Here is a 17,553-nt window from a genome sequence, read left to right on the forward strand (position 1 = left end):
AAACCCCCATCACTGTCGGCGCTACCGGTAGACTGGAAGCTAATCCCGCCCCAGTCGTGGGTCACACCGAGCAACGCTGACAAAGGCTTACCAACGCAACACGCCGCAGCCGCTCCGGCCAACCGCCCGGAAGCCGGCCTGTGCTGTGCCAGAAAGGGCGCTTCGTGGCCGATTCCGGCAACCCCAACGAGAACATCCCGTCCACCGACGCGGCCGCGAAAAGCGGGTCCCACTCCTCGAACGGCGAGGTCACGGCCTCGTACGACGCCAGCGCCATCACCGTCCTCGAAGGTCTGGACGCGGTCCGCAAGCGACCCGGTATGTATATCGGCTCGACCGGTGAGCGCGGACTCCACCACCTCGTGTACGAGGTGGTCGACAACTCCGTCGACGAGGCGCTGGCCGGTCACGCGGACACGATCGACGTCACGATCCTTCCCGACGGTGGCGTGCGCGTCATCGACAACGGCCGCGGCATCCCGGTGGGCATCGTCCCCTCCGAGGGCAAGCCCGCCGTCGAGGTCGTCCTGACCGTGCTGCACGCGGGCGGCAAGTTCGGCGGCGGCGGTTACGCGGTCTCCGGTGGTCTGCACGGCGTGGGCGTCTCCGTCGTGAACGCGCTGTCCACCAAGGTGGCCGTCGAGATCAGGACCGAAGGACGCCGCTGGACGCAGGACTACAAGCTCGGCGTCCCGACGGCCCCGCTGGCCGAGCACGAGGCCACGGACGAGACCGGCACGTCGGTCACCTTCTGGGCCGACGGGGACATCTTCGAGACCACGGACTACTCCTTCGAGACGCTGTCGCGGCGCTTCCAGGAGATGGCGTTCCTCAACAAGGGTTTGACCATCAAACTCACTGATGAGCGCGACTCGGCGAAGGCCACGGTAGGTGCCGACGAGGCCGGTGCGGACGAGCCCGTGGAGGTCAAGTCCGTCACGTACCACTACGAGGGCGGCATCGTCGACTTCGTGACGTACCTCAACTCCCGCAAGGGCGAGGTCATCCACCCCACGGTGATCGACATCGAGGCCGAGGACAAGGAGCGCATGCTCTCCCTCGAAGTCGCGATGCAGTGGAACGGCGGCTACAGCGAAGGTGTGTACTCCTTCGCCAACACCATCCACACCCACGAGGGCGGTACGCACGAGGAGGGCTTCCGTGCGGCGCTCACCGGTCTCATCAACCGGTACGCGCGCGACAAGAAGCTGCTGCGCGAGAAGGACGACAACCTCACGGGCGACGACATCCGCGAGGGTCTGACGGCGATCATCTCGATCAAGCTGGGCGAGCCGCAGTTCGAGGGCCAGACCAAGACGAAGCTGGGCAACACCGAGGCGAAGACCTTCGTGCAGAAGGTGGTCCACGAGCACATCAGCGACTGGCTGGACCGCAATCCGAACGAGGCCGCGGACATCATCCGCAAGTCCATCCAGGCGGCCACCGCGCGCGTGGCGGCCCGCAAGGCGCGTGACCTCACCCGCCGCAAGGGGCTCCTGGAGACGGCGTCGCTGCCGGGCAAGCTGAGCGACTGCCAGTCGAACGACCCCACCAAGTGCGAGATCTTCATCGTCGAGGGCGACTCCGCCGGCGGTTCGGCCAAGTCCGGCCGGAACCCGCAGTACCAGGCGATCCTTCCGATCCGAGGCAAGATCCTCAACGTCGAGAAGGCGCGGATCGACAAGATCCTGCAGAACCAGGAGATCCAGGCGCTGATCTCGGCCTTCGGTACCGGGGTCCACGAGGACTTCGACATCGCGAAGCTCCGCTATCACAAGATCATCCTGATGGCGGACGCCGACGTCGACGGCCAGCACATCAACACCCTGCTGCTGACGTTTCTGTTCCGCTTCATGCGGCCGCTGGTCGAGGCCGGGCACGTGTTCCTGTCCCGCCCGCCGCTCTACAAGATCAAGTGGGGTCGCGACGACTTCGAGTACGCGTACTCGGACCGTGAGCGCGACGCCCTGATCGAGCTCGGCCGACAGGCCGGCAAGCGCGTCAGGGAGGACTCGATCCAGCGCTTCAAGGGTCTCGGTGAGATGAACGCCGAGGAGCTGCGCATCACGACCATGGACCAGGAGCACCGCGTGCTCGGCCAGGTCACGCTCGACGACGCCGCACAGGCCGACGACCTCTTCTCGGTCCTGATGGGCGAGGACGTCGAGGCACGCCGCGCGTTCATCCAGCGCAACGCCAAGGACGTCCGCTTCCTCGACATCTGAGTCGGTCTCAGCTGACCGCGTCAGAAAGGATCTTCACCAGCAATGACCGACGAGACACCCATTCCCCCCACCGGTCCGGGCATCCCCGCAGACATCCCTGTGGGTGAGGGCGGGACCATCCAGCGTGTCGAGCCCGTCGGGCTCGAAACCGAGATGCAGCGCTCGTACCTCGACTACGCGATGTCCGTCATCGTGTCGCGCGCGCTGCCCGACGTACGGGACGGTCTCAAGCCCGTCCACCGCCGCGTCCTGTACGCCATGTACGACGGCGGCTACCGGCCCGAGAAGGGCTTCTACAAGTGTGCCCGTGTCGTCGGCGACGTCATGGGCAACTACCACCCGCACGGCGACTCCTCGATCTACGACGCGCTGGTCCGCCTCGCGCAGCCGTGGTCGATGCGGATGCCGCTGGTGGACTCGAACGGCAACTTCGGTTCCCCGGGCAACGACCCGGCCGCCGCCATGCGGTACACCGAGTGCAAGATGATGCCGCAGTCCATGGAGATGGTCCGCGACATCGACGAGGACACCGTCGACTTCACGGACAACTACGACGGCCGCTCCCAGGAGCCGACCGTCCTGCCGGCCCGCTTCCCGAACCTGCTGATCAACGGTTCGGCGGGCATCGCGGTCGGCATGGCCACCAACATCCCGCCGCACAACCTGCGCGAGGTCGCCTCCGGTGCCCAGTGGTACCTGGAGAACCCCGACGCCTCGCACGAGGACCTGCTGGACGCGCTGATCGAGCGCATCAAGGGCCCCGACTTCCCGAGCGGCGCCCTGGTGGTGGGCCGCAAGGGCATCGAGGAGGCGTACCGCACGGGCCGTGGCTCCATCACGATGCGCGCGGTCATCGAGGTCGAGGAGATCCAGAACCGCCAGTGCCTGGTGGTCACGGAGCTCCCCTACCAGGTGAACCCCGACAACCTGGCGCAGAAGATCGCCGACCTGGTGAAGGACGGCAAGGTCGGCGGCATCGCGGACGTCCGGGACGAGACCTCGTCGCGTACGGGCCAGCGCCTGGTGATCGTCCTGAAGCGGGACGCGGTCGCCAAGGTCGTCCTGAACAACCTGTACAAGCACACCGACCTGCAGACGAACTTCGGCGCCAACATGCTGGCGCTGGTGGACGGCGTGCCGCGCACCCTGTCGCTCGACGCGTTCATCCGGCACTGGGTGACGCACCAGATCGAGGTCATCGTCCGCCGTACGAGGTTCCGGCTGCGCAAGGCCGAGGAGCGTGCGCACATCCTGCGCGGCCTCCTGAAGGCCCTGGACGCCATCGACGAGGTCATCGCGCTGATCCGGCGCAGCGACACCGTCGAGATCGCGCGCGAGGGCCTGATGGGCCTCCTGGAGATCGACGAGATCCAGGCCAACGCGATCCTCGAGATGCAGCTGCGCCGGCTGGCCGCCCTGGAGCGTCAGAAGATCGTCGCCGAGCACGACGAGCTCCAGGCGAAGATCCGCGAGTACAACGCGATCCTGGCCTCGCCCGAGCGCCAGCGCACCATCATCAGCGAAGAACTCACCGCGATCGTCGACAAGTTCGGTGACGACCGCCGCTCCAAGCTGGTGCCCTTCGACGGCGACATGTCCATGGAGGACCTGATCGCCGAGGAGGACATCGTCGTCACCATCACGCGCGGTGGCTACATCAAGCGCACCAAGGCCGAGGACTACCGGTCGCAGAAGCGCGGCGGCAAGGGCGTACGGGGCACGAAGCTCAAGGAAGACGACATCGTCGACCACTTCTTCGTGTCGACGACGCACCACTGGCTGCTGTTCTTCACGAACAAGGGCCGGGTCTACCGCGCGAAGGCGTACGAGCTTCCCGACGCCGGGCGTGAGGCCCGCGGGCAGCACGTGGCGAACCTGCTGGCCTTCCAGCCGGACGAGGCGATCGCCGAGATCCTCGCGATCCGCGACTACGAAGCGGTGCCCTATCTGGTGCTCGCCACCAAGGGCGGGCTGGTGAAGAAGACATCCCTGAAGGATTACGATTCACCGCGTTCCGGCGGTGTCATCGCGATCAATCTCCGTGAAACGGAGGACGGTTCCGATGACGAACTGATCGGAGCCGAGCTGGTTTCGGCAGAGGACGATCTGCTTCTGATCAGCAAGAAGGCCCAGTCGATCAGGTTCACCGCGACGGACGACGCGCTGCGCCCCATGGGCCGTGCCACCTCGGGAGTGAAGGGGATGAGCTTCCGCGAGGGGGATCAGCTGCTCTCGATGAATGTTGTTCGACCCGGTACGTTCGTGTTCACTGCCACAGACGGTGGGTACGCGAAGCGGACCGCCGTCGACGAGTACCGCGTCCAGGGTCGCGGTGGCCTGGGTATCAAGGCCGCCAAGATCGTCGAGGACCGCGGCTCGCTCGTCGGCGCGCTGGTGGTCGAGGAGACGGACGAGATCCTCGCCATCACACTGTCCGGCGGTGTGATTCGTACGCGAGTCAACGAGGTCAGGGAGACGGGCCGTGACACCATGGGCGTTCAACTGATCAACCTGGGCAAGCGCGATGCCGTCGTCGGTATCGCACGTAACGCCGAGGCCGGTCGCGAAGCCGAGGAAGTCGACGGGCTGGTCGACGACCCGGACGAGGTCGAGACGGCCGCCGGCACGGACGAGGGCGAGCCGTCCTCGGACGAGTAGCGCGAGGAGTGAGTCATCGTGAGCGGAGCCACGGGCGCCGGTTCGACCGATACGGAAACGGACGGCGGCCGTGGCTCCGCCACGGAGGCGACTGACTCCCATGACTCTCATGGATCCCAGGGGGGAACTGTGACGGACACCCGAGGCCCACAGACGCCGCAGTACGCGGCCGGTGCGGCCCCAGGCTCACCGGTGCCTCCGGGCCCGGCGGCACCTTCGGGCGCGGCGGCGCCACCGGCGCCGGGCTCGCCCCTGCCCGGTGAGCGGCAGCCGCAGCAGGCCGCCCAGCCGTACCACCCGCCGCAGGCGTATCCGGCGCACACGGCGCCCGTCGCGGGCACCGTCCGCCGGCCGCGCACCGGGGCGCGCACCACGCCCCGTACCCGCAAGGCACGGCTGCGCGTGGCCAAGGCCGACCCCTGGTCGGTGATGAAGGTCAGCTTCCTGCTCTCCATCGCGCTCGGCATCTGCACGATCGTCGCGGCCGCGGTGCTGTGGATGGTCATGGACGCCATGGGCGTCTTCTCCACCGTGGGCGGCACGATCTCCGAGGCCACCGGATCGAACGAGTCCAACGGCTTCGACCTGCAGTCGTTCCTGTCGCTGCCGCGGGTCCTCATCTTCACGTCGATCATCGCGGTCATCGACGTCGTCCTCGCCACCGCGCTCGCCACGCTCGGCGCGTTCATCTACAACCTCTCCGCGGGCTTCGTCGGCGGTGTCGAGCTCACGCTCGCAGAGGACGAGTAAACGTTGTCATCACCGCTTCACCGCGAGAGCGCATCCCGGCCGGGGGTGCGCTCTCGTGCTGTCGGCGGTGTGTTTCCACGCCGTCGCCGGGTGCCGTTCCGTGCCGTCGGCGGGCGGGCTTTCGCGTCGTCCGGGCAGGCTGGGACGGGCGCCGGATACCGATTTTGGGACTGACCCCGTCGTGCGCTAATCTTCAGAGGTCAGCGCGCGGGACATACACCGCAGAGCGCGGCGGGGCTATAGCTCAGTTGGTTAGAGCGCATCCCTGATAAGGATGAGGCCACAGGTTCAAATCCTGTTAGCCCCACACGTACGAAGACCCCCAGTCGATTGCGGCTGGGGGTCTTCGGCATTCGTGGCTCCACAACCTGCATGGCTTACGGGGCATCCGTGGCATCCGTGGCTGACATCAGCCGTGGAAGCACGTCAGCGGATCCGGCGCCTGTTCCCGATGTCCCGGTGGGCCTAGGCTCTGCGGATGACCTTGGAATGGGAACAGGTAATCGTTCACTCGGTGGATCCGACGGCCTTGGGCCAGTGGTGGGCCGAGGCTCTCGGCTGGGTGGTGGTCCACGCCTCCGACGAGGAGTTCGAGATCCGCCCGGCGCCGGATCGCATGCCGGGGTTGGACTTCGTCAAGGTCGGCGAGAGCAAGCAGGTCAAGAGCCGGCTGCATCTCGACTTCAGGCCCGATGACCAGGCCGCCGAGGTGGCTCGCCTTGAGGCGCACGGCGCGAAGCGTGTCGACATCGGTCAGGGTGAGCAGTCGTGGGTCGTTCTGGCGGACCCCGAAGGCAATGAGTTCTGTGTCCTTGGCCAACGGCAGCGGTGAGCGTGCCTGAGCGCGCGTCCACGGCGGTTGGCCGGCTGACCACCTGAGGGCCTGACCGCCTGCCGGCCGACCGGCTGAGGGCTCGTCAGGGAGCGCGCAGCGCCCCCCTGCTGTCCGATGCGCAGGGGGGCGCTCACAGTCCGGTCGACGTGCCTCCCGAGCTTGTCGGCCGGAGTCCGGGGGTGGGGCGGGGCGGGGGCCGGATCCAGGTCAGTCGACGCCTCGCAGCTCCTCGACGACCCGGGCCAGGTCGTCCTCCAACGCGAGCATGCGTGTGTGGCGGTGGATGTGGGCGTACTGCGCCTCGATCTCCCTGGCGTCCCTCCACGCGCGCGTGCCGGTGTCCCCGGCACGGCGCACGTGCTGGAAGAGAGGGACCTCCCGGGGCGCCAGCGCCCAGGAGAGCGGCCGGCCCCCGGCGACGAGGCTCAGGACGTGCCAGTCGCCTGCCGTGCCGTCCGGGGAGGGTGCGGGTGTCGGTGCCACGACGGCTGACGACGGGTGCAGTGCGGCCAGCCAGGAGAGGAGGTACGCCCTCTCGCGGGCCATGCTTTCGCGCTCGCGTGCGTACGCGTCGGCGTGCCGCTGCCAGCGCGCTGTCCGGGCCCTGGACGCGCTCAGGTCGTTCGTGAGGCGCTGGAGGCGGTCGATCAGCCGGTGCGTCGTGTCGGGGGCCGCGGGGGGAATCCGGAGGACGGTTCCGACGAACCGGCGGAAGCGATACGACCGGCCTGTGGACGCGTGGGATCCGCTTCGGCCGAACCGCTTACGGCCGAACCACCTTCGGTCGAACCGCTTTCGGCTGGGCTCTGACACGGCCGGGAGGGGCGGGGCGGCGGGTGGTGCCGGGGGCGAGGCCGGGGAGAGGGACATGGAGTGCTCCGGGTGCAGTGGGTCTGAGGAGGGCGTGGAGGGGTGTCTGAGGGGGGAAGGCGTGAGGTGGCCGCGTGCTTGAGGCGGCTGTCTGTGTCCGGGGGAGCTGGGGCGGCCTAACCGGTCGGGCGGAGGAGCGTGGTGCCCGTTCGCCGGTATTGGCTGGCCCCCCGGGCGTTGGCGGCCCGGCAGGCGTCGTCCACGGGCTCGCCCCTGCGTACGTGGCGCTGGTACGCCGAGCGTGTGCCGCAGGGCGCCGGCTCGCTGCGGAGCCGGGGTGCTCGGGCCGGAGGCGGCTGCTCGGGCGGGAGTATGGGTACCCGTTCGAGCCGCTTCTCCAGTGCGTGGCGCTGAGGGCCGGTCAGGCCCGCGACGATGCCCCCTCGATCACACTTCGGCAGGCCGTCCTCGCGTCGCATGACGGCCACCCGGCACTCCTCGAGGACCTCGCAGGAGTGGCACAGGGCCCTGGCGACGGCGCGGGTTCTGTCGGAGAACCACAGCTCGGGGTCCTCGTTCCGGCAGAGGGCGTTCAACTCCCACGTCCTGCTGCGGCTGTCACGCCGGTCCTGGCCCCGGTCCCGCCCCTGGTTCCGCCCCCGGTCGCGGCCCGGAGCACCGGCCCCGGTGGTCGGCGCTCCCGTTCCGGCCGCTGCCTCGATCACTTCTCGCTCCGTGCCGCAGCCCGGTCCGCGGCCTCCCACGTGGCAGGGCCGGTACGTACGAGCCCTACGCGTCGGTTCCTCGGGACAGGCGGCCCGCTTGCCGCGTGGGCCAGGGCGGCCGAGGCCGGGAGCGCGGGGGCGGGCAGTTCCCTCACCGGCGTCGGCGTCGGCGTTGCCCGTGCCGGTGCCGGTGCCGGTGCCTGGGTCGGGGTTGACGGTGTCGGTGTCGGTGTCGGTGTCGGTGCCTGGGTCGGCGTCGGCGTCGGCGTCGGGACGATCGTGAGTCGGGCCGCGGTGAGCCGGACCGTCCGGGACCGGCGCCCCGCGGGCGGGGACGGAGCCTCCGCGGAGGCACCCGGTCGGGCTGTCACGGCCTCGTCGGGCCGGCCCGACGAGGCTTCTGGCTCCAGTGCCACCAAAGGCCCCAGCAGAGACGTCACATTGGCGAGCGTGCACCGCTCGGAACGCCCGTCCAGCGACAGCAGCGGCATGCCGCCCGGCGTCCGGTCACCGTGGAAGTACCAGACGTCCCCGTGTACGTCCCGCTGCGGTAACGCCAGGTTGTAGGTGAGCCCCTCGTGCCCGTACTCGTACGTCCGCGGGCCGGAGTCGGCGCCCGGCGCCGTGATGGGAGCCGTGGCGGTGGGGGGAGCCGCGGCCGTGACGGGAGCGGCGGCGGGCCTGGACCAGGGCGTCTGCCGCCGCTTGTACGCGAGCACCGACACGCGCACGCCGGCATGACGGCTCTCGCCGACGACCGCGTTCCGCAGAGGCGTCTCGGCGTCACGCCTGATGCCGAAGTGCGCGCGCCACCGCCGCCACTGCTCCTGGTCGGTGACGTGGAGTTCGACGCGTACGCAGTCTCCGTCCGCCCGGATGCCGTGGACGTCCGGATGCCCGCCGATGTGCTGTGCGACGGTGGCCGCCACCAGTCTGGCCCGCTCGCACGAGTGGTCCCAGGCGAAGGCCTGCTGCTCCAGTTCCGTCACCTGTCCGGGCACACGGGCCCAGCCGCCGCTCGGCGTGCGGTGCAGGACCAGGCCGAACGTCCGCTCCGGATCCACCAGGAGGCGTGCCACGTCGAGGGCGTGGGCGACGGCCCTGGCCTGGTTCGAGGTGCTGACGGAGAGCGCCGTACGGATGACGCGTTCGGCGTGGGGCAGGTTCCTGTTCATGCCGCGGCCCCCCTCTCCGACGCCGCACGCAGTTTCTGCCTGGCCCGGAAGGTGAGCGCCTTGACCGCGCCGACGGTGCGCCCCATGGCCCAGGCGGTCTCCTCGGGCGACATCTCGCCGATGAACCGCAGCTCCATGCACTGCCGTTGATGGGGATTCAGCGTGTGCAGGGCGTTCCGTACGGCTTCGTGGGTCTCGATCGTCTCCAGTGCGCGCAGCGCGCCCGGTTCGGCGCTGCGGTCGTGCGTGCCGCTGTCCCTCGGTTCGGAGACCAGCGTCTCCAGACGGGAGCGCTTGGTCCGCACCTCGTCCAGGTGCAGGTTCTTGGCGATGGTGAGCAGCCATGCGGTGAAGGCCGAGCCCTGCCAGGTGAAGCTGCCGATGTGACGCAGCGCCCTGACGAAGACCTCCTGGGTGAGGTCCTCGGCCAAGTGCCGGTTCCGGGTGCGGAAGAGGAGGTACCGGTACACGAAGCGCTGGTGATCGACGTATAGGGCCGCGAATGCCTCGCGGTCGCCGGCCCGGGCTCGGTCGATCACGTCGACCACATCGGCCATGTCGATCACGTCGACCACATCAATCACGTCGACTACTTCGCTGGCATCTCGTCTGATCTGTGCGGACACGGGCGGAGTGCTCCTTCGTACGAGGACTTGTGGGTTTCGTAGAGGCCCTGGGATCGGGTTCTGGCGTCGGGCCGTGGGATCTGGCCGTGGGGCTGGAGGCCCCGCCGGAGTACGCTCCCGGTCGCGATACGCGATATTCATGTAGATGTAGATTCCTGGCGGAGGGTCGGGCCGGGTCGAGTCGGGCAGGGCGGAGTGAGCCGGTGGCGGTCGGCGATGACCACGGGAGGGCTCGCGAGAGGTGAATGCGTGGCGCTCGATCCGCCCGGTGTCACGCGTGGATGCTCCGCCGCGTGAGTGATGTGAGGTGCCTGGGGGGCGAGTGATCGATGTTATCTACAGTATGCGTGTAGATGTAGATTCGTCAAGCCGCGATGTCAACGCGGCTCAAGGCGTGAAGAGGGGGCGTGCGGTAGCACTTCAAAGCCGCACGATGCTTCCAGTTGCGAAAACTCGACTGATCGATCTGCGATCTACTTGCACATGTAGATGCCGATGGTCGATGCTTGAGCGTGTGACCAGCAACTTTCATCCGAGCGGCGAGCCCGACGTGGGTGAGCCCGACATGGTCCGGCCAGACCTGGGCGAGGACTTCGCCGTCGAGGGCGAGGACCTGTCCGCGCTGCTGGAACGCCTTCTCGGTGAATCGCAGGGCAGGACCCAGAAGGACCTTGCCGCGGAAGCCGGAATCTCCTATCCGACGCTCAACGCCTGGATGAACCGGACGCGCGGGACGTCCCGTATCGATCCGGAGCGGCTGCGCGCGATGGTCGAGGTGTTCCGTCGCTGGGGTGTGAAGACCACGCCGCGGGAGTTCTTCGCCTCCGTCGGCCGACCCGTGCCCGGGCCCAGTGGGGACGAACGCGAGGCCCAACTGCTGAAGCTGTACCGGCAGTTGCCCGAGTCGAGACAGCGTGCCCTGGTCAAGAACGCCGAAGCGATGCTCCAGCTCAGTCGCACCGTCTGACGGGGTCCCCGACACCCTGGTGGTTCAGGGTGTCCTGTGTGTCGTCCTTCCCGTCGTGAGTGGCGGAGGGGCGTTTTCCGGACTGGCAACTCTCAATGGAATATCCCAACAACTCTCACTCAGAGAACACGCGCGGGTACGATCGGTGTGCCGCTGACCTCCCGTAGCGGGACTTCTGCATGCCCTCATGCATCCCTGGGGAGATTCCTGTGTGCATCGTGATTTCTGTGGCGGACGACCTTCCGAAGATCGCCATCTGGGACCCCGATGAAGTGAGCATCCTGGTGGCGCGCGGCACGGCCACCGGTGAACTCCTTCGCGAGGTCAGGGCGATCCTGACGATCGACCTCGGTGCGCCGGCCTCGGCGGACGATCGTTTTGTCTGCTTCTGCGGCACGCTGGTCGAGCTACCGGGTGAACTGAGAGCCCTGGCCGCCGTCGACTCGTCGTGTGAGCCCGTCTGACCGGAGTCACCGGAGCTACCGCAGTCACCGGAACTCGTCCGTCTCTCCTGTGACCGCCGCGGGGCGCCGGCCGTTCGGTCGTCGATGCCCGGATCGTCGAAGTCCCGGATGTCGGCCTGCCGGAGAGCGGTCGATCTTGTGTGGAGTCCTGGGGTGCGGGATCGCTCGGCCGAAAGCGATGGCATATGCCTGTGGCGACGTCGAGGGAGGGAGGTCATCCCTGGGTCGCCGCGCCGACAGAGGCCAGTACCGGAGCCGAGTCCGGGACCGGCGCCGGGAGTTGGGCCGGGAGGGCGGTGAGTTGGGCCAGGGCCGAGGACTGCGAAGGAAGACTCACGGCGGTGACGGGTGCGGCATCCATGGCGGGTGCTTCGAGCGCCACGAGTGCTTCAGGCGCTTCGGATGCTTCGGGTGCGCATTCGTCGGGTGTCGCGTGCGTGAGGAACTCGCCGACGTGTCCTGCGGTCGACCCAGGCGTGCCGCTGCTGGTGCCGGTACCGGTGTCGATGACGCCGGTCGTCGTCCCGGTGATGCCGGCGGGACGGGCCGGCGCCGAGGTGATGTCCCGCGTGGCGGGTTTCCTCGCACCGGAGCCGGTCGCACCGAGGGCGGTCGCTGCGGAGCCCGTCGCACCGACGACGGCGTCCGTCGTGCTGCGGTCGGCGGCGGGGGCAGTGGCGACGGCTTGTGCGACGGCGGTGTCCGTGTCCATGGCGTCCGTCGGCGGGCGGTGCCGGCAGGACGGTGAGGAGCCGTGCGCCTCGGCGTGGATGCGCTGCTTCATCGTGGGTGGCAGGGATTGAGCCCGGGGCCGGGTCCGGATGGGCTCCTCCTGCGCCGCCGCGTTCCGCAGGTTGTCGGTGTTGCGTGCCGACTCCGTCGCGGGTACGGCGGCGACGGCGGTCGTCGTGATCAGTCCGAGCGACGTGCACAGCGCGAGGAAGGCGGCGACGACCGCGGTCCACAGGTTCATGACCGGGTTGCGAGTCATGGTCCCTCTCTTTCGGGTGGGTGGATTTGCATACTTTCCTCATGATGTGTATGTCGGTTGCGAAGTGACGGACCGACGCCCGTGGCGCGGCGATCTTCTGATGAACACCACTCGGATGGGCTCAATGCTCATGAAATGAGCAGAAGCATGAGGAAAGCGGGATGAAATCACCCTCGGTGAGGATGTGATCACCCTCCGATCGGAGCGGACGGCTCCGGTCCTACTGCGCTCTCCCGGAGGGCAGTTGAGGCCCCGACGCAGGTCACCGATCGGTCTCGGCCGGTGTGTATAGTCGGGCGCCAGAAGTCCCCAACGCCAAAGAAAGACGAGGTCTCGCGGTGAAGAAGCTTCTCCTGGTCGCACTGGCCGCCATCGGCGGGCTCCTCGTGTACCGCCAGATCCAGGCGGATCGCGCCGAGCAGGATCTGTGGACGGAGGCGACCGACTCCGTGCCCACGGGTTCGTGAGTGTCGACGACAGTCTCAGTACAAACCCCGGCCGCCTTGCGGTCGGGGTTTTGTGTTGCCCCGGCGCGCGGGTTCCGGTACGCGCGGATTCCGGTACTCGCAGGTCCCGGTACAAGCGGGTCCCGGCAGGAGACGGCGGGAGAGCACTGAACGTCACAGGAAGCGCTTGTGTCACCGAAGAAGGGGGTGGCGCGGCGATCCGAGGGGCAGGATGGTCGAGGCTTCGCGGGGGTTCGGGACAGTCGGGCCGGTGACGGTCGGCCAGTGACGGTCGGCCTGTGAGGTCGGCCGGTGCGGGGACAGCGACGGCGCCGGTCCGCGGAAGCCCGGTGGGTGACGGTCCGGATTACGGCGAGGGGGCGCGTGATGGGGCGGCGCACGGGACGGTGGCGCGGCCGTACGGTCCTGGCCGGGGCGGTGGCGCTGCTCTCGGCCGTGGCGTCGGCGGGGCACGCGACGGCGGCCGGCACTCCCCCTCCCTACCGCTTCGCCGCCGACGCCGAGCGGGTCGAGGGCGCGACGGGGGCCACCGACGCCGTACGCCTGACACCCGGGACGAGCTACCGGAGCACCATCCGCGACAACGGAAAGCTCTACTACGGGCTGCGGCTCGACGAGGCGTCCAGCGCGTACGTGTCGGCCACCGCCGTTCCCAAGCCGGGTACGAAGGTCGTGTACTCGGACGGCATCAAGGTGTCCCTCCAGGACGCCGACGGTCACAGGTGCTTCTCCGGGGATGCCGGCATCGCCCGTTTCGGGCCCACCGAGAGCCCGCGCCCGATCACTGCCTGGGCGTCACGAAGGGCCGGCCCCGGCGCGTACACCTGCGAGGGCGCCGGTACGTACTCGGTGCTCGTCGAGCGTACGAGCGGGCCAGGCTCCTCGTTCGACGACTGGGAGCTGGAGCTCCGGTACGTGTCGGAGCCCGCTCTGGCGAAGGCCACTTCGACGGCCGCCCCGCGGGTGTGGGACTCCGCCTCCCCCCAGGCGCTCGACGGCTCGGCCGGGACTCGCGAGGGCGGTCCGGGCTTCAGCGCGGCACGCTCGCTGGAGCGGGGCGTCTGGAAGGACGGGATCCAGGCCGGGCAGACGCTCTTCTACCGCGTTCCCGTCGACTGGGGGCAACAGATCGACGCCACCGCCGAACTGGGCCCGTCCGACGGCGACGGCTTCCTGGGGAACGCCCTCGTCATGTCCCTCTACAACCCCGTGCGCGCGCTGGTGGACGACGCCGACGCCGGATACGACGGCTCGCGGAAGCAGACCGCGCTGGAACCGCTGCCTCCGGTGGCGTACGAGAACCGGTTCGCCGTCGACGACCAGGTCGGCGGTATGCGGTTCGCCGGCTGGTACTACCTCGTCGTGCATCTCACGGCGGACATGGCCGACAAGTTCGGCGACGGGCCGTTCGAGCTGACGCTGCGCGTGCGGGTGAGGGGCGCGGCCGGGACGGCGCCGGCGTACGGCGCAGCCGCCGTACCGCGCGATGTCTTCGAGGTCACCGCGCGGGACCGGGGCGCGGCGGCGAGCGGCAGTGCGGCGACCGGCGGGCACGGCGGTTCGGACGAGAACAGCGCGATGAAGGCGCTGGCCGTGGGCGGCATCGGTGCGGGGTGTGTCCTTGTGCTGGGGCTCGCGGTGTGGACGGCGGTCGCTCGGCGGCGGGCGGGGACGGACACCGCCTAGGGCGCCGGGCCCGGTGGGCCGGCCGTGCCGCGCCCGGTTCAGATCTGCGTCAGCGCCCAGAATCCGACCGCGAAGCAGACCAGCGCGAGCAGGAGCACCGGAACCGCCACCGCCGGGGGCGGTCCGGGCCGCCGCCGCGCCCGTCTGCCGCGGTGGCGTGCGACCGGCTGCGCCTGTGACGGAAGTTGGGACGGGGGCTGAGCCGGAACCCGAACGTCCTGAGCGGTGTACGAAGCAGTAGAGGCTGCCTCACGCGGCCGGGGCTGGGGCTGCGGTGGTGACTGCGGCTGAGGCAGCGATTGCTGCTCCGCCTGCGCCTGCACTTGTGGCTGAGGCTGCGGCTCTGGCCGCGCCCGCGGCATGGGCGCAGGGGTGGGAGGTGGTGGATACGCGGCCTGGGGGGAGGGCACGTGAGTGGGTTCGTGCGACAGCGACGGGGAGTAGGCGGAATTCGGCAGCTCGTGCGGCGGTGGGGGAGCGAGGGGCCGCTCGGCCTGCGATGGGGGCGGCAGGTGGAAACTGCCGGTGTCCGACGGGGTGAGGGGCTGCGCGGGTACGGGGTCGGCGGCCGGCCGGGGCGGTATGCCACCGGTCCGCTGCGCCTGTCCTTGGGGCCGGCCGGAGACCGTCGTGGTCGTGAGGGGGCCTTCGGGCCCGAACTCGGTGGGAAGCGGGCCGAGTTGGTCGAATATCTCGATCAGCTCGTCGTCGGGGCCGGGCTCCGGGAGGAGTTCCCTGGCCGAGACGAGCGCCTTGCGTGCCCCGTTGGCCGTGCGGAACCTGGCCCGCGGGTCCGGTTCGAGCAGTGACGCCACGACCTGCCACAGAGGCTCGGGGATTCCCTTCGGGGCGCCCGGTGTGCCGTGCGCCGCGAAATGCTCGATCAGTGCCTTGGCGTCGGGTTTGGCGCCTTCCAGGAGATAGAGGGCCACCAGGCCGACGGCGAAGAGGTCGGCGGGGAAGTCGGGGTCCGCGCCGAGCATCTGCTCGGGCGCGAAGTAACCGGGTGTCCCCACCACGTAGTTGGTCTCGGTGAGCCGCGGCTCACCGAGGCGCATCGAGATGCCGAAGTCGGACAGCCGCAGCCGCGGACGGCCCGTTCCGGTCGCCTCCAGCAGGATGTTGGCGGGCTTGATGTCCCGGTGCACGATCCCCTCCGCGTGCACCGCGGCGAGTCCCGACAACAGCTGGTCGAGCAGGGTGCAGACGAAGGCCGGCGGCAGGGGGCCGTAGTCCCCGATCAGGTGGACCAGCGAGCCTCCACCGACGAGGTCCATGGTGAACAGGACCTTGTCGTCGTCGGCCGCCCAGCTGGCGGGAGCGAGCACATGGGGGTGGTCGATCCGCACCGCCTGCTCGCGCACGAACCGCAGCAGCGAGTGGGCGTCGCTCTGCTGGAGCACCTTGGCGGCCACATACCGGCGCCGCCGGTGGTCCCAGGCGCGCCAGACCGCACCGACTCCCCCGCGTCCGATCGGGTCGACCAGTTCGTACCGGCCGGCGAAGACCTCACCCATGGTCGTGCGTCGCTCCCCCTTCGGCGGTCGGTACGGCGCCCTTTTTCCCGAGGTGCCCGGCTGCCTGGCTTCCGGCTTCCGGAACTCCCGCAGGGCTCCGGTGGCAGGGCGTTCGGCTGCCGGGCGGGTACTCAGTTCTGGTGGGACTGGTAGTGGGCGACCGCGTCGGAAGTGCGGCCGGCTCCGTACACCCGGAGGAACTCTGCCAGTTCCGGGTGCGTCGGGGCGAGGGTGTTCGCCGCGTCGATGATGTCCCCGGCCGCGGACACCGAGCGCAGCAGCGACTGGATCTCGCGCACCACGCGCTTCACCGTGGGCGCACCGCCCGAAGTGGTCGTCGACTGCGTGGTGTTGCTGAGCACCGAGCCCCCCTGGGACTTCTTGATCTCGTCCATTCGTTCGGTCGCTTCGGCGGCGCTCACGCTGCCGTCCGCGACCTGACCTGCCAGATCCTGCAGCAACTGCACGCGCTGGACCACCGCGGGATTGCCGATCTTGGCGCGCTGGCCGCTCATCAGCTGAGACAGCATGGGCGCGGACAGGCCGAGCACCCCCGCCAGGCGGGCCTGGTTGAGACCCAGGTCGTCTATGAGCCTACGGAAGAGCGCCCCCAGCGGCTCCCCGTACCAGTTCCGCTGCAGCTCCCGGGCTCTCGCGGTTGCTTCCTGCTGTGCGGCGTCCATGCGCGTCTCCCCATCGCTTCCCCAAGTACCGCGGTTCGCTGTAGCGAACCACGTCGAGCATCTTACGGAGAGTGGTCGTGCACGGGGACCCCCAATCTTTTTGCGGGATACCCCGGGTGACCCGGTACTCTGGTCTGCGGTGGCGGTTCAGAGGGAGATCCTTCTGGCGCACGCCTCCCTTTCGGGGCCTTAGCTCAGTTGGTAGAGCGCTGTCTTTGCATGGCAGATGTCAGGGGTTCGACTCCCCTAGGCTCCACGGAAAGAACCCCCTCGGACCGGCTTTACGCAGGCCGGAGGGGGTTTTCTCATGTCGCGGGGTGAGGGGACCGGCTGCGGGCCGGCTCTTCCGGGGTCTTGGCGGGCAGGCCGCGCTCGCGCCCGGCTGTCGGCTGTGGTGCTGAGCGCATCGCCTGTGAATAATTTTTGGCTCACGCGTTTTCGCGATGATCCCGTCCGGCGCCGGCCCGTTCAACAGGCCCGGAGTGGAAGGGAATTGGCACTCCGTCGTGACGTGACGTGGCCTCATCAACCTTCAAGATGCACCTTTCTCGGGCGCCGAAACCCCATCGGGTGTATGTCCGGTGATGTGCGTCACAGGATTTTCGTTGCGATATTTGCGATTGTTTGCGCAAAGGGTCGCTCGGGGGAGGGGTCGGGTGGGTGTCGCCCGGGGGGTTCGGGTGGCGTGGGGGTGGCATGCAGAAGTCGTGAAGGCATGTGTGAGCTGGCGTGAACGAAGGTGCGTAACCAGAACGCTGCGCTCCGTTAAGCGGATCGATGCGAATGTTGCACAGTCGGTCAGTTGCAAACGTCATCGCGGATCGAGGAGCGGATCGGAGACGTGAACGGCACGCTCGCGGGGCTGAGGAGCGGCTGTCACCTCGTCGGATCGACGGCGTACTCCTCGCAGGGCGGTGTCTGTTTCACGTGAAACATGGCTGTGGGGCAGGAGACTTCGAGCCTCCTGCCCCACG

The 17,553-nt window shown here is 69.0% G+C and carries 16 protein-coding genes and 2 tRNA genes; 11 read left to right on the forward strand and 7 right to left on the reverse strand.

Annotated features, from left to right (window positions below; translation table 11 throughout):
• Positions 1-164: 164 nt before the first annotated feature.
• The 5 genes from gyrB (at position 165) to OHS59_RS22895 (ending at position 6,465) form a co-directional block, all read left to right on the forward strand.
• Positions 165-2,225, forward strand: coding sequence for a DNA topoisomerase (ATP-hydrolyzing) subunit B (gyrB, locus tag OHS59_RS22875; RefSeq protein WP_328495266.1), 2,061 nt, complete (start codon positions 165-167; stop codon positions 2,223-2,225).
• 42 nt (positions 2,226-2,267) lie between these two features.
• Positions 2,268-4,883 carry a DNA gyrase subunit A gene (gene gyrA, locus OHS59_RS22880; protein WP_328495267.1) on the forward strand — a complete coding sequence of 872 codons (2,616 nt, stop codon included), beginning with the start codon at positions 2,268-2,270 and terminating at the stop codon, positions 4,881-4,883.
• A gap of 18 nt (positions 4,884-4,901) precedes the next feature.
• Entirely contained in the window at positions 4,902-5,633 is a 732-nt protein-coding gene (locus tag OHS59_RS22885) for a DUF3566 domain-containing protein (RefSeq protein ID WP_328495268.1), read from the forward strand.
• A gap of 233 nt (positions 5,634-5,866) precedes the next feature.
• Positions 5,867-5,940 (forward strand) — tRNA-Ile (locus OHS59_RS22890).
• 171 nt (positions 5,941-6,111) lie between these two features.
• Complete coding sequence (locus tag OHS59_RS22895; RefSeq protein ID WP_328495269.1) at positions 6,112-6,465, forward strand: VOC family protein; 354 nt, start codon at positions 6,112-6,114, stop codon at positions 6,463-6,465.
• A 210-nt stretch (positions 6,466-6,675) separates the two neighbouring features.
• Here the strand turns inward: OHS59_RS22895 and OHS59_RS22900 are convergent, their stop codons facing one another.
• The 4 genes from OHS59_RS22900 to OHS59_RS22915 form a co-directional block, all read right to left on the reverse strand.
• Positions 6,676-7,014: a hypothetical protein gene (locus tag OHS59_RS22900; protein WP_328495270.1), complete on the reverse strand. Its 339-nt coding sequence runs from the start codon at positions 7,012-7,014 to the stop codon at positions 6,676-6,678.
• 440 nt (positions 7,015-7,454) lie between these two features.
• Complete coding sequence (locus OHS59_RS22905; RefSeq protein ID WP_328495271.1) at positions 7,455-8,003, reverse strand: WhiB family transcriptional regulator; 549 nt, start codon at positions 8,001-8,003, stop codon at positions 7,455-7,457.
• Positions 8,000-9,178, reverse strand: a complete 1,179-nt coding sequence (locus OHS59_RS22910; RefSeq protein WP_328495272.1) for a BN159_2729 family protein — start codon at positions 9,176-9,178, stop codon at positions 8,000-8,002. Before OHS59_RS22910 ends, OHS59_RS22905 begins: the two co-directional genes overlap by 4 nt.
• Positions 9,175-9,804: an RNA polymerase sigma factor gene (locus OHS59_RS22915; protein ID WP_328495273.1), complete on the reverse strand. Its 630-nt coding sequence runs from the start codon at positions 9,802-9,804 to the stop codon at positions 9,175-9,177. Before OHS59_RS22915 ends, OHS59_RS22910 begins: the two co-directional genes overlap by 4 nt.
• 514 nt (positions 9,805-10,318) lie before the next feature.
• Here OHS59_RS22915 and OHS59_RS22920 point away from each other — a divergent pair.
• Both OHS59_RS22920 and OHS59_RS22925 read left to right on the forward strand, forming a co-directional pair.
• The gene (locus OHS59_RS22920) at positions 10,319-10,771 is read left to right on the forward strand and encodes a helix-turn-helix domain-containing protein (protein ID WP_328495274.1); all 453 of its coding nucleotides are present in this window, start codon (positions 10,319-10,321) and stop codon (positions 10,769-10,771) included.
• A 227-nt stretch (positions 10,772-10,998) separates the two neighbouring features.
• Positions 10,999-11,235, forward strand: coding sequence for a hypothetical protein (locus tag OHS59_RS22925; protein ID WP_328495275.1), 237 nt, complete (start codon positions 10,999-11,001; stop codon positions 11,233-11,235).
• Between the two features lie 214 nt (positions 11,236-11,449).
• On the opposite strand, the gene OHS59_RS22930 is transcribed toward OHS59_RS22925, so the two are convergent.
• The gene (locus OHS59_RS22930) at positions 11,450-12,226 is read right to left on the reverse strand and encodes a DUF6344 domain-containing protein (protein WP_328495276.1); all 777 of its coding nucleotides are present in this window, start codon (positions 12,224-12,226) and stop codon (positions 11,450-11,452) included.
• Between the two features lie 338 nt (positions 12,227-12,564).
• Here OHS59_RS22930 and OHS59_RS22935 point away from each other — a divergent pair, with 338 nt between their 5' ends.
• Positions 12,565-12,693, forward strand: coding sequence for a DLW-39 family protein (locus OHS59_RS22935; RefSeq protein WP_003999697.1), 129 nt, complete (start codon positions 12,565-12,567; stop codon positions 12,691-12,693).
• Between the two features lie 366 nt (positions 12,694-13,059).
• Positions 13,060-14,379 (forward strand): hypothetical protein, encoded by a 1,320-nt coding sequence (locus OHS59_RS22940; protein WP_328495277.1) that lies wholly within the window; start codon positions 13,060-13,062, stop codon positions 14,377-14,379.
• A 38-nt stretch (positions 14,380-14,417) separates the two neighbouring features.
• Here the strand turns inward: OHS59_RS22940 and OHS59_RS22945 are convergent, their stop codons facing one another.
• Positions 14,418-15,896, reverse strand: a complete 1,479-nt coding sequence (locus tag OHS59_RS22945; protein ID WP_328495278.1) for a serine/threonine-protein kinase — start codon at positions 15,894-15,896, stop codon at positions 14,418-14,420.
• A 131-nt stretch (positions 15,897-16,027) separates the two neighbouring features.
• Positions 16,028-16,579, reverse strand: a complete 552-nt coding sequence (locus OHS59_RS22950) for a helix-turn-helix domain-containing protein (RefSeq protein ID WP_328495279.1) — start codon at positions 16,577-16,579, stop codon at positions 16,028-16,030.
• Between the two features lie 183 nt (positions 16,580-16,762).
• Here OHS59_RS22950 and OHS59_RS22955 point away from each other — a divergent pair.
• Both OHS59_RS22955 and OHS59_RS22960 read left to right on the forward strand, forming a co-directional pair.
• Positions 16,763-16,835, forward strand: a tRNA-Ala gene (locus tag OHS59_RS22955).
• A 546-nt stretch (positions 16,836-17,381) separates the two neighbouring features.
• Complete coding sequence (locus tag OHS59_RS22960) at positions 17,382-17,510, forward strand: hypothetical protein (RefSeq protein ID WP_328495280.1); 129 nt, start codon at positions 17,382-17,384, stop codon at positions 17,508-17,510.
• The last annotated feature ends 43 nt before the right edge of the window (positions 17,511-17,553 follow it).

The organism is Streptomyces sp. NBC_00414 (genome assembly GCF_036038375.1).
In the GTDB taxonomy this organism is placed as follows: domain Bacteria; phylum Actinomycetota; class Actinomycetes; order Streptomycetales; family Streptomycetaceae; genus Streptomyces.

What these genes read in the sequence shown, in the direction of transcription:
- OHS59_RS22895 (WP_328495269.1), top strand. Translation starts at nt 6,112, where the DNA reads ATGACCTTGGAATGGGAACAGGTAATCGTTCACTCGGTGGATCCGACG.
- OHS59_RS22930 (WP_328495276.1), bottom strand. Translation starts at nt 12,226, where the DNA reads ATGACTCGCAACCCGGTCATGAACCTGTGGACCGCGGTCGTCGCCGCC.
- OHS59_RS22945 (WP_328495278.1), bottom strand. Translation starts at nt 15,896, where the DNA reads ATGGGTGAGGTCTTCGCCGGCCGGTACGAACTGGTCGACCCGATCGGA.
- OHS59_RS22950 (WP_328495279.1), bottom strand. Translation starts at nt 16,579, where the DNA reads ATGGACGCCGCACAGCAGGAAGCAACCGCGAGAGCCCGGGAGCTGCAG.
- gyrA (WP_328495267.1), top strand. Translation starts at nt 2,268, where the DNA reads ATGACCGACGAGACACCCATTCCCCCCACCGGTCCGGGCATCCCCGCA.
- OHS59_RS22940 (WP_328495277.1), top strand. Translation starts at nt 13,060, where the DNA reads ATGGGGCGGCGCACGGGACGGTGGCGCGGCCGTACGGTCCTGGCCGGG.
- OHS59_RS22910 (WP_328495272.1), bottom strand. Translation starts at nt 9,178, where the DNA reads ATGAACAGGAACCTGCCCCACGCCGAACGCGTCATCCGTACGGCGCTC.
- OHS59_RS22900 (WP_328495270.1), bottom strand. Translation starts at nt 7,014, where the DNA reads ATGGCCCGCGAGAGGGCGTACCTCCTCTCCTGGCTGGCCGCACTGCAC.